This is a genomic window from Schleiferilactobacillus shenzhenensis LY-73, from assembly GCF_000469325.1.
Taxonomy (GTDB): Bacteria; Bacillota; Bacilli; order Lactobacillales; family Lactobacillaceae; genus Schleiferilactobacillus; species Schleiferilactobacillus shenzhenensis.
Window position 1 is genome coordinate 1 of record NZ_KI271622.1, and the last position, 11132, is coordinate 11132.

Genomic DNA, 11132 nt, shown 5'->3' on the forward strand with positions numbered 1-11132 from the left:
TTTGCTTACAGGGGCAAACGACGTTATTTAAAGCCGAGGAGGCTTATCTTCGGCTCGTGAACAACAAGGCCACGGAAACGTTCGGTCAAGCCTTGGAGAAGCTCGATGACCAGTTGTACCAGAAGGTCAAGGAGAAGCATGCACCGGGGCAGATCCACTCCTTGAGCCGGGACTCCCGGACGATCAGCTTTTGCTTTGGGACCGTCCAGTTCAAACGGCGTTACGTCGAGATGCCCGATGGAAGCCGGGTATACCTTCTGGACGAAGCCTTGGCTATCCAGGCCAGGCGCCAGTTCTCCCCACTGCTCATGGCCAAGACCGCAGACATGGCAGCGGATGTCACGATGCGTCAAGCAGCTAAGGCCGTGACTGGTCTGACTAACTGCTCAGTGACAGCACCAGCAGTGGACAACATCGTCCGGGCAACAGGTCAGGACCTTGCCTTAGTACGAACTCAAGAAGCGAAGGAGGAAGAGGAGGCAGCGCCGGGGAAGAGGAAAGCGGTCAAGGAGCTTTACATCGAGGGGGACGCCTTCATGGTCCGGGGCCGGTGCACCCGGGGCAGACGTAACCATCGCCAACGCAACCTGCCGTTCATGCACACCGTCCACCGCTTTCAGGTTTATGAAGGCGTGGCAGAGAACGGCAGCCGCCGCACCTTGGTCAACCGGCATGAGGTGAGTCACTTGAACCGGGTCGTGGCGATCCGGGAGTTGGCGGCCTACGTGATGGCACACTACGACCTCCGCGAGACGACCGTCTTTACCGGGAGTGACAACGGCAGCGGGTACGAGCGGGAGGTCTTCGCCGACCTTGCGGCCGGCGCGAAGCGGGAGATCCACGTGCTGGACCGCTACCACCTCAATCGCAAGATCACGAAACGTCTGGCCGGGTTCCCAGATGGAATCGCTAGTCGCGTCCAGAAGGCTGCCTACACGGCCGACAAGGACGCGATGACGGAAGCACTGGATACTTGTCAGAGCCTCGCCGCTGGCAACGAGACAGGGGCCGCTGACCGCACCGAGGACGTGCGTTTACTGCGGGCCTATCTGAGCCGGAACTGGTCGTCCATCGAACCGCTGGCCGATCCGACAATCTACCGCCAGACATGGTCTCTGGGCTGCTGTGAGAGCAACCACCGGCGCTATACCTATCGGCTCAAGCATCAAGGCCGGGCATGGAGCAAGGCGGGATTAGAGGCAATGTTGCGCATCATTGATGCCGAGCAGAACGCTGACTTCTTTGAGAGCCTGCAAGAGACAGAACTGCTGGGAACAACGTTTATGCCTGAGGTGGCTGAGACGGCTGAAAAGGACATCAACCTCCAAGCCTTGGGGTTATTTAAAGCACTTCCAACAAAGCATGTTGGTGTGCGCCACGGCGGCATTGGCCGCAACACATCAACCAGCTCCGCAATGGGGCAGCTGAACAAACAATTGAACATGGGTAGCTCATACTAGAAGTCCACCGGATAAAACTTGACACTTACCCAATCGGCAAAACAAATTGACAACCCGACGCCCACGTGAAACAATACAGGTAAATAAAAAATCGTTTCGTATCGAGAGCGCCGGTAGTGGCTATGCACGATGACCGGCCAGCAACGTACCCTCTGGGCAACGTGCTCCACCATAGACGGATGCCTTCTTGAGTTTCTTAAGTCGTGCATACGTGTGCGACTTTTTATTTTGCCAATAAACTTGAGGAGGAATTATCCATGACCAAATTAATGATGATCGACGACGAACTGCACCGGGTTTCTGAAAGTGAAAAAGAGGCGGTGGCGATGTACATTGCGGAGCTGAAAGCCGATGTGCTGGAGGAACCCGACACGATCAACGCGTTTTCCGCAGAGGACTTAGAAAATATTTGGCCGGCCGCCACCACCAAGCAACGCCATGCGCTGACCGCCCTGGTCACCACCCACTTTGACCAAGTGGTGGCCGATGAAAAAGCAGCGGCCAAACGGCCCGATGCGGATAAACGGCATGCGTTCTATCCGCACGTCAAAATTAGTTGGGCGAAGGAGTTTGCTGAAAGCAAGATCCTCGGTGGATCAATCGTCGCTGCCGGTCAGCGGGCGTATGCATGGTTTACACGTAAGGAGAAGTGAAGGTAAGAAAGGTAGTGATCAGAATATGACAAAGGCGATCAGGGAAGCTTTTCCGTTATCCAGAGACAGGCCGATTATAAAGGCACTTGCCGTTAATAATATCCTGACGGCAACGGACCTCTCCGCCGCTGGGTTGGAGAGTCTGGCTCGCACGGCCGGTATCGGACCCAAGCGAATGCACCGTGCCTTGTCAGGATTGGTGGATTATGCCGCGGACCAGGCGGATGCCGAAACTGCGGTGCTGATTCAGGAAGCGGTGGTCCAATTTTTCTACATGACATCTGGCCTCCTCACCACGCCGCCCTTTATGGATGCCGCCCCGCATTTGCCCACCGTTTTGGTGCATGATCAGACTAGCGTGGCGGCGGTTGTGACTGGACCGAACAGTGCGCTGCTGGTCAATCTCTTGTTGCGACTGGGCATCCGAGTAGTAAGCGACATCACGCCAATCAAACTGACTGCGATTTTTGAGGGACACGGTTTTGGTCATGTCCGCCGGTTATGGCTCATGCGATGTTTGAAGGAACACGTGCACACTGTTGAGAAGCGAGAATCCATGGCGAATGTGTCCACTAAGGCCATCCTTGTCCTGCCGCTGTTTACATTGAACCAGGCAGACACGGCCGCTTGGCTTCAAAGGCACGGCACGGTACTGTATCCCTTGGAGCGATATTTTGGCATAGAGGACGACACTGCTTTGCGGCCGCTTTTCAATGATGATGATCGTGCTTTGGCGGCCTTGGACATGCGGATTGCGGATTACGCGAAGAGCGCAGGCGGGGCTGGGCCTACTGATTCAAATAGTTGGCGGCAGGCGTTATCCCTCTTCTTACAAACTGACTTCGGCGCGAGTAAAGCGTGGGCAGACAAAGAAGTTCACCGGCTTGAAGATGGTCAGGTAATTTGGAATGCGGGGCTTTTCCAGCAGAGTGATCCTCATACTTGGCAAGACCATGTTGCTGATTTTACCAATGCATTGCGTCCAAAATATCGGATTGCTTTCACCCAGCGGGTACAAGAAGGTAAGACCTTACGGGCGGTGGCTGAGACACTTCATCTATCACAGGCAAGGGTGGGGCAAATGGCGCGACTGGCCACTCGCAAATTCGGCTTCTATTGGCGCCAGCATCAGTTGACAATGCGGTTATTGTTGGCGGCTCAGTATGAGCCAGTCAACTTGAGTACACAGTATTCTCAACGATTTGCCAACGCGGTCTGGCAAGAACTGCCGTTTCATCCGGAGGGATTGGTGCCGCTCTGGTTTGGTGAGCCGGAAGAAATGACGACAGAGACGAAACAGCGAAGTCGCGATTGAAGGAGAATGATCCGGGGATCAAGTAAGAAAGAGGGTGCGATATGACTACCGCGCAAGAAATCTTCACCGCCATCCAAGCCGACCCCGCCAACGCAGAGTTCACCGTCCAAGGCATCCAGCCCTTGTACCACACGGACGCTAACGCGACCATTCTCATCGTCAGCCAAGCCCCCAGCCGCAAGGCCCAGGCCGCGATGACCTACTGGGACGATGCCAGCGGCGACCGTCTACGCGAGTGGATGGGGGTGACCAAGGACGAATTTTACAACGCCGGCAAGATTGCTGTTGTCCCTTTGGATTTCTATTATCCAGGCAAGGGCAAGCAGGGTGACCTGCCGCCGCGGCCGGGGTTCGCGGAGAAATGGCATCCACCCGTGCTGGCACTGATGCCTCATATTCAGCTGACGCTGCTCATCGGGCAATACGCTCAGAAATATTATCTGGGGCGCAAACGGCAGAAGACGCTGACGGCCACGGTGGCCCATTACCAGGATTACCTGCCAGAGTACTTCCCGTTGGTCCATCCGTCGCCGTTGAATTACGGATGGCTGAATAAGAATCCGTGGTTCCGGGAGAGTGTCGTGCCGGACTTGCAGAAGCGAGTCAGGAAGTTGATGGCATGATTCGTGATGGCAAAATAGAGAAATCGAGGCTTTGTGTGCCTCTGGTTTATTCGTAGATATTGTGTGGACGCATGGAGGCGATCAAAATGGTTAATCAACAACTCAGCAAAGGTAATAATCGGTTGGATCTCACCGGAAGTATTGTCGGCGGTGAGGTTAAATCACGGCGGACCGGTCATTCGATTAGTTTGACCGTCCCCAAGGCGGTTAAGCCGAAGGACGGTGTGGTTTACACAACTTTTGCATTGCCTGACGGCACCCTAGTGTATCGTCCAAAGGCGGTCAACACGGATAATCCATGGCTGGATGGTGAATACGACCATTATGACTTTGAAGACGCGTTAGATGACGGGCTGAATTATAGCAACGAACAACGCGTGGGAAAGGAACTATGATGGTGGTGCGGCGGCCGGAGCAGGGTGACGTAATTAGAAATTGAATTCGATCCCCACGTCGGCCGAGGGATAGACATGCGCTCACTAGAAACTGGCAAGGATTGGTGGGCTGGTTGTTTTCAACAGCGAGCGAGCCAAGTAATGCGCTGAATTGGCGCATTTTTGCGTTCAGTGAGGGGCGAGCAACTCCTCCCCATTCATGTGGATCAGGTGATCCGGCGCACCAGCAATCCAAATCTCTGTCTCCCAAGCAATTTGGCCGACGAACTTTCTGTACTCGGACCAGTCGAGAAATGCCGTGACGAAGATCAGACCAGCATTCCCGGCGAATGCACGGCGTAAGTCGGCAACCCGTTCCGGCGACATCGGACCGGTAGAAGCGACGGCCTCAATTAAATATAGCCAGTTGCGCTGGGGCTGATACAGGATAATGTCAGGGATTAAATCATGCGTGTTCATTGAAAATCCCAGCTGAGCGAGCGTTGCTTGTTTAAAGCGCAGTGCTTTGTTCCGAGTGTCACCAACGTAAAGCAATTCTGATCCGCCAGCAAAACGGGGCGCGAATTGTTCCAACACAGCTTTATGCAATGTGTTGTGCGGGCCTGCACTCAGTTGAAATGTAAAACCGTTGTAGTTTACCGGCAGCATCCGCACGCGGCGGGCCGCTTGCAGCGTGGCCAGACGAGATTGGTGATGGGCGTTGAACTCGGCAACGTTGGTTGAATACGATTCGGTGCCAAAACTATGGACGACGGTGAAGAAGTCGCCAGTCAGGGTCCACTGGACGTTCCGTGAATTTGTCGGCATGCCAGTGTCCATACTGCTTTGAGCCAGGCCAAAGCGCGCCATTTCTTTCGGCCCATTGTTACGGAGGGATTCACGGGTGTTGGCGTGTAATGCTGTTCCGTAATGCGCGTTCAAGAAGCCGAGCGCTTCGTGGATCTGAATACGGGTATTGCGCGTATCCGCCCATCGTTCAGCAGGGAGAATATGCGCAGCCGCTACGATGAAGCGAGCAGCCATGCTGCGCGGCGTCAGGGAGCTGGCATAGTGCACGTCTTTGAGCATCTGAATGGCGTCGTCGATTTTGGTCATTACAAACCTCCTGGGAAGTGTTCGTCAACGATGGCGTCGATTTGGTGTTGGGTTAGTGTTTTGAGGTCATCAACTGAGAATTGTTCAGCGAGCGCAGCGAGCTGTTGATCGTTAGGAAACTTCATATCGTTAACTTCTGTCGCATTGACTTGGGTATTCCCGTTAACTAATCGATAGTAACGATCGAATTGGGTAGAAGAAAGCACCAGGAAGGCCCCTCTGAGAATCGCTAGGTTCAGGTTCGTCACGATAACGAAGTCCAGTTTGTTGTCGGTACTGATTTCCCGGTACACGGGGTAGTCTGCTGCACTGTAATAGGCCGTTTGGATTCGACGGGGTTCCTCCTTTGTGGAGAAGCGCTTGATGAAGATGTAGTCCATATTCGTCTGCAATAAGCCAGACCGAGCGGCTTTCAGAAATTGCGGGCCTTTTCTGCCAATTTTGACCGTATGGTGGCGGAGATTGTCGGCGAAGAAAATGGGGGCTGTATTGACTTGGGGCTCCTGTACCAGGAATTCCTTGTTCCGATAGGCGACCGTCAGACCTGTCTTCATGCGCAGGCACGTATGGGCGAACGTGCTGGAAAGCGACTGGGCCCACTTCAGAGCGTGCAGATCGGCGGCGGTGGCCAGATTGTACACCCGCTTTTCTGCCCCTGTTACCGCTTGGTAAGTGGGGACATCGACTGCCTGGCCCTGGCCGAGCTGACGAATATCGGGCAACTGCCAGAACCGTATGTGGTCCAGACCGCCCTTGTAAAATAGGACGATGACCAGTTCTTGCATGACCTTGGTGGTACCGAATATGTTGGTCCGTTCTTTAAAGGAGTGGATTTCCATCAAGCTGCCCTCAGCCAACATAAAATTGCGTAAACGATAGAAATATGCACCGCTCATCCAAGAACGGGGGATGATGAAGGCACTGAGACCATGCTTTTTTATTTCGATGGCTGTTTTTGCCCAGAAAAAGCCGTAAAGGTTGGGCGCGCCATACACGATCACGTGCATTGCCTTCGCCTCCGGGCTGTCCTTGCGCAGTTTCTTGTAGGGCGGGTTGGCGATGACCAGATCATACGTGTCGGTGTCGTGCTGGATGAATGCTTCCGGATTTTCGGCATGATCCAGGATGTAATCGTCCATGCGGACGGTGAACGCAAAACTTAATTGGTGTTCCTTCGCCCAAGCTTGGGTGGTGGCCAGGTTTTGCTGGAGCACTTTGGCCGCCATCGGGTCATTTTCATAGGCAGTCAACGTTACCTGGGCTGCAGGGTACTGTGAGAACAGTTTCTCTGCCAAAGCCAAGCCCAACACCCCGGTACCGGCGCCTGGATCGAGGATGTGGATGGGTGCCGAAGCGTTTGCTGGCTTCCAGTTAGCCAATAGTCGGTCGGCCATATAGTCGGCGACGGCCGCTGGCGTCGTGAACTGACCGATGGCCTTTTGCTCTGGCCGGTTCAACATGTCGACGAATTCTTTTGTACTTGCCGCAATCCTCTTCCGTAATTCCGCAGCATCCTGACCGATTTCCAGCATGACGATATCCTCCATTTCCTGGGCTTTCTTCCATTATAACCCGACTCGTAGTACAGGCCGAGCTAGACCAAGTGGTAAGTGTCAAGTTTTACCCGGTGGACTTCTAGTATGAGCTACCCATGTTCAATTGTTTGTTCAGTTGACCCAATGCGGAGCTGGTTGATGTGTTGCGGCCAATACCGCCGTGACGCACACCAACGTGCTTTGTTGGAAGTGCTTTAAATAACCCTAAGGCTTGGAGATTGATGTCCTTTTCAGCCGTCTCAGCCACCTCAGGCATAAACGTCGTCCCCAGTAACTCTGTCTCTTGTAAGCTGGCAAAGAAGTCGGCGTTCTGCTCGGCGTCAATGATGCGCAACATTGCTTCTAATCCCGCTTTGCTCCATGCCCGGCCTTGATGCTTAAGCCGGTATGTGTAACGCCGGTGATTGCTTTCACAGCAGCCCAGAGAGCGTGTCTGACGGTAGATCGTCGGATCGGCCAGCGGTTCGATGGAAGCCCAGTTACGAGCAAAATAATCCCGTAATAGCCGCACGTCTTCAGTGCGGTCAGCTGCCCTTGTCTCATCGGCTGCAGCGAGACTCTGGCAAGTGTCCAAAGCTTTGTCTAGACTGTCTTTATCGCCCGTATGGGCCGCCTTCCGGACGAGTTCGCGAATCTCCTGAGGGAACCCGCTAAGCCGTGCCGTTATCTTGCGGTTGAGGTGATAGCGGTCCAACACGTGGATCTCCCGCAAGGCACCGGCCGCGATGTCGGCGAAGACCTCCGGCTCGTACCCGCTGCCGTTATCGCTGCCCGTAAAGACAGTCGTCTGGCTCAGGTCGTAGTTTGCCATCAAGTAGGCTTCTAGCTCACGGATCGCCACGACCCGGTTCAGGTGGCTTACCACATGCCGGTTGATCAACGTGTGGCGGGTGCCGTTCTTCTCCACCGCTTCGTAAATCTGGAAACGATGCACGGTGCGCATGAAGGGCAAGTTGCGTTGACGATGGTTCCGCTTGCCCCGGGCACACCGGCCCCGGACCATGAAGGCATCCCCCTCGATGTAAAGCTCCTTAACGCTCTTTCTCTCCCCAGGCTCTGCTTCCTCTTCCTCCTTCGCTTCCTGGGTGCGCACTAGGGTAAGGTCCTGGCCGATGCCCCGCATGATGTTATCCACTGCCGGGGCGGTCACCGAGCAGTTGGTCAGACTCGTCACCGCCTTGGCCACTTGGCGCATTGTACTATCCGCCACCAAATCAGCGATCTTGGCCATGAGCAAGGGGGAGAACTGGCGCCGGGCTTGGAAGGCCAGGGCTTCATCCAGCAGATACACGCGACTGCCATCCGGCATCTCGATGTGACGCCGTTTGAACACCACAGTCCCAAAGCAGAAGGTGATCGTCCGGGAGTCCCGGCCCAGGGAGTGGACTCGTCCCGGGGCATGCTTCTCCTTTGTTTTCTGATAAAGCTGTTTATCCAGCTTCTCCAAAGCCAGACCGAACAATTCCGTGGCCTTGGTAAAGATGAGTTGGAAGAAAGCCTCCTCGGCTTTAAATAACGTCGTTTGCCCCTGTAAGCAAACCAAACAATCTGCTACACTGATGTTCATGGAAGACCGCTTCTTTCTAGTTGGTGTGGTGACTATACTAGAAGACTAGCGGTCTTCTTCTTGTTTGAAAAGACCTTACCGGGAAAGATTTTATACTAAGCAAGTGGGACGAAAAAGCGGAAGAAAGGCGCACACAACGCGTATGTGTGTTCGCAAAACTCAACAATCTCGTCATTTTGTGTAGAAAGTTGAAATGGATGTTTTTAATTTTGCCCGGAGATTCATACTTAGGGAGCTGATTACCGTCAGTGTTATCGTATGTTCCCACGCTAATGACCAAACGTATATCCCAAAAGTATCAGATGCTGCCACCTCAGCCTCTCTCTGGTCTTGCCGTCCTTTCTTCCATGCATCTTGCGGGTATTAAAAAGCCCGGCCATCCGGCCAGGCTCTCAGTTTCTCGTATCGTCTTAGAAAGTGCTGTTTCCTCCGCTCGAGGAAGAGCACGTTTACTGGCGGTCATGCAAGCGTAATGCGGTATTTGTGAATGGCGGGTTACACATGCGACAAGTTTTTGAACATCGCCAATTCCACGATGCGGTACATATCCTTATAAACCTGCGGATCTTTACCTGTCTTGTTGGCATTATTGCCATGGCTTTCGAATGCTTTTTCAGCCAGTTGCGGGCCAACGATGTCTAAGAACTTGGGTACGTCGTCTGTTTGCCAATGGATAGTGTTTTCGGCTGCGTCATACTTGAGCAGCGCTCGGAGAGAGGCAAAGATTGGGAACACGTAGCCCGAAGCAACACCATAGTCAATTGCTTGGCGAGTAAAGGAAGTATACTGTTGGGTTTTATTTGATGGCGTGATCCCGCTCACACCGCCAAACCGAGTATTGTTTTGCCCATTGCTCAACTTGTACTGACTATAGTACTTACCCATGTTACTTTCGATGTGTTCATAGATCGCCACCAGTTGCGGCAGCATCTTAGCCAAGGGACCATACACAGTTTCTTCCACGTCGCCGTTGGCTGAATCACATGCCTTCTCGAATCGTTTGAACGCATTCGAAGCACCGTTATATACGACCGTTGGCGCATCGTTCTCCCCAAACTCTTGAGGGTTGAGGGCAAGCATTAAGCGCACAAGTTCGACAACATCGATGGGCTTGTCTTCGTTGTCACGGTAAGCAACCAAGTTCTCCAGCGGGCTTCCCTCTAGATACTGCTTGATGAAGTCAAGCTTCCCGGCCAGATTTGCCAGTGCGGGTTCTGAAACGGACACAGAACTGTTGCGGGCAGAGTTCAGTGCCACTAGGTTATCGATATTCGTAATAATTTCGAGTTGGACAAATTTCTTCTCTGGATTGATGACTCGCTTAAGGTTATCGATGATCGCCCGATATGTGTGGCCGCCATCAATAATACCGTACTGCGGGCTGGCATCGTTATCTGGACTGCCCAGGTCAATCGTAATCTCGCTGGTGTTTGGATTGTACTTCACCGACTTAGCTGAAATCAAAATTCCCCGATTGTTCAGGTAAAAATCGGTTTCGGTATTGGTTACGCCGGCGATCAGGCTGCGACCGACCTTTGTTGTCATCTTTTGGTCGCGCGGATTGACCTCAGTAGAAATATTTTTGGGTAACGCTTCGAAATTTACCAAAGCGCGGTACTGCTTCTCGTGGCGTTCTCCGAGGAGCTCCTTGGGAATTGGAAAGGTGCGCATGGATTCCACTTTGAACGTAACGGTTGTATCTGGCTTTGTATTGATTGACATAAATGATGCCCCCTTATTGTGTGTGTCTCTGCTGCTTTTTGAATGTCTTCATATTACGATCTGGTTGAGTGAAAGTCCACCCAGGTTATGTACTATGGTACAATCATTTTATCGGATAGTTTCGACAAGATTTTAGACACTCATAAGGTGGTTGCTAAAAATGACTAGAAAACACGTTAAATCCCCCATAGACATTCAAATCGGGAGATGGGTCCGGGGAAAACGAGTTGAACACGCCCAGGGCCAATCTCTCAATGACTTCTTACAGAGTCGACTTGCGCTGTTCGATGATGATGGCCAATTTACGATTAGTATCGATACTTGGCGAAATATTGAAAGCGGGAGTACCGCCATGACGCTCGAAACGCTTTGGAAGGTGGCTTTGATCCTTGATGAGGCGCCCGTTGATATCTTTGACTTGTTTATCGACCTCCGTGAGGGCGGAATCGATTCGACACCTGACGACAACACTCTTTGAGCATTTCTCCAGAATTTCTACACGGCCAGCCCAAACGATGCAGCGTGAGCAATCCGGGTCGGGTCACGGCTTGAATGGCGATGAACGCGTAAAGAAACGACAGGGCGAGCCTGAGCCTTTTTGCCGAAACCCGCCGAGAAGTGTGGGGGATCAGCTTTGCTCAATTACTGTACCTGTGCTATTTCGAAGCGAAGGACAAAACAAATTTCTGCCCGAATTGTCAACCGAAGTGCAACACTGAAGCCTAAGGAAGAGGAACGGTCTACCA

General features: G+C 53.0%; 10 protein-coding genes. 6 read left to right on the top strand and 4 right to left on the bottom strand.

Going from position 1 to position 11132, the window contains the following annotated elements:
• The 5 genes from L248_RS14635 to L248_RS14655 all read left to right on the top strand — a co-directional run.
• Positions 1-1460: ISLre2 family transposase (locus L248_RS14635; protein WP_052000100.1), on the top strand; the 1460-nt coding region annotated here is incomplete at its 5' end.
• A 257-nt stretch (positions 1461-1717) separates the two neighbouring features.
• The gene (locus L248_RS14640) at positions 1718-2113 is read left to right on the top strand and encodes a hypothetical protein (protein WP_022531038.1); all 396 of its coding nucleotides are present in this window, start codon (positions 1718-1720) and stop codon (positions 2111-2113) included.
• 25 nt (positions 2114-2138) lie between these two features.
• Positions 2139-3428, top strand: coding sequence for an RNA polymerase sigma factor sigma-70 region 4 domain-containing protein (locus L248_RS14645; RefSeq protein ID WP_040537111.1), 1290 nt, complete (start codon positions 2139-2141; stop codon positions 3426-3428).
• A gap of 41 nt (positions 3429-3469) precedes the next feature.
• Positions 3470-4051 carry a uracil-DNA glycosylase family protein gene (locus L248_RS14650; RefSeq protein WP_022531040.1) on the top strand — a complete coding sequence of 194 codons (582 nt, stop codon included), beginning with the start codon at positions 3470-3472 and terminating at the stop codon, positions 4049-4051.
• Between the two features lie 86 nt (positions 4052-4137).
• On the top strand, positions 4138-4446 hold the full coding sequence (locus tag L248_RS14655) for a hypothetical protein (protein WP_040537112.1): 309 nt from the start codon (positions 4138-4140) through the stop codon (positions 4444-4446).
• A 168-nt stretch (positions 4447-4614) separates the two neighbouring features.
• Here the strand turns inward: L248_RS14655 and L248_RS14660 are convergent, their stop codons facing one another.
• From L248_RS14660 to L248_RS14675, 4 genes are all read right to left on the bottom strand, one after another.
• The gene (locus tag L248_RS14660; RefSeq protein ID WP_022531042.1) at positions 4615-5541 is read right to left on the bottom strand and encodes a BsuBI/PstI family type II restriction endonuclease; all 927 of its coding nucleotides are present in this window, start codon (positions 5539-5541) and stop codon (positions 4615-4617) included.
• Complete coding sequence (locus L248_RS14665) at positions 5541-7088, bottom strand: Eco57I restriction-modification methylase domain-containing protein (protein ID WP_022531043.1); 1548 nt, start codon at positions 7086-7088, stop codon at positions 5541-5543. The genes L248_RS14660 and L248_RS14665 overlap by 1 nt, the downstream gene beginning before the upstream one ends.
• Before the next feature lie 88 nt (positions 7089-7176).
• Positions 7177-8664, bottom strand: a complete 1488-nt coding sequence (locus L248_RS14670; protein WP_022531044.1) for an ISLre2 family transposase — start codon at positions 8662-8664, stop codon at positions 7177-7179.
• A 495-nt stretch (positions 8665-9159) separates the two neighbouring features.
• Positions 9160-10386, bottom strand: coding sequence for an AIPR family protein (locus tag L248_RS14675; RefSeq protein WP_022531045.1), 1227 nt, complete (start codon positions 10384-10386; stop codon positions 9160-9162).
• Positions 10387-10546: 160 nt separating this feature from the next.
• Between L248_RS14675 and L248_RS14680 the strand changes: the two genes are divergently transcribed.
• Positions 10547-10864 carry a hypothetical protein gene (locus L248_RS14680; protein ID WP_040537114.1) on the top strand — a complete coding sequence of 106 codons (318 nt, stop codon included), beginning with the start codon at positions 10547-10549 and terminating at the stop codon, positions 10862-10864.
• The last annotated feature ends 268 nt before the right edge of the window (positions 10865-11132 follow it).

What these genes read in the sequence shown, in the direction of transcription:
- L248_RS14640 (WP_022531038.1), top strand. Translation starts at nt 1,718, where the DNA reads ATGACCAAATTAATGATGATCGACGACGAACTGCACCGGGTTTCTGAA.
- L248_RS14645 (WP_040537111.1), top strand. Translation starts at nt 2,139, where the DNA reads ATGACAAAGGCGATCAGGGAAGCTTTTCCGTTATCCAGAGACAGGCCG.
- L248_RS14650 (WP_022531040.1), top strand. Translation starts at nt 3,470, where the DNA reads ATGACTACCGCGCAAGAAATCTTCACCGCCATCCAAGCCGACCCCGCC.
- L248_RS14655 (WP_040537112.1), top strand. Translation starts at nt 4,138, where the DNA reads ATGGTTAATCAACAACTCAGCAAAGGTAATAATCGGTTGGATCTCACC.
- L248_RS14660 (WP_022531042.1), bottom strand. Translation starts at nt 5,541, where the DNA reads ATGACCAAAATCGACGACGCCATTCAGATGCTCAAAGACGTGCACTAT.
- L248_RS14665 (WP_022531043.1), bottom strand. Translation starts at nt 7,088, where the DNA reads ATGGAGGATATCGTCATGCTGGAAATCGGTCAGGATGCTGCGGAATTA.
- L248_RS14670 (WP_022531044.1), bottom strand. Translation starts at nt 8,664, where the DNA reads ATGAACATCAGTGTAGCAGATTGTTTGGTTTGCTTACAGGGGCAAACG.
- L248_RS14675 (WP_022531045.1), bottom strand. Translation starts at nt 10,386, where the DNA reads ATGTCAATCAATACAAAGCCAGATACAACCGTTACGTTCAAAGTGGAA.
- L248_RS14680 (WP_040537114.1), top strand. Translation starts at nt 10,547, where the DNA reads ATGACTAGAAAACACGTTAAATCCCCCATAGACATTCAAATCGGGAGA.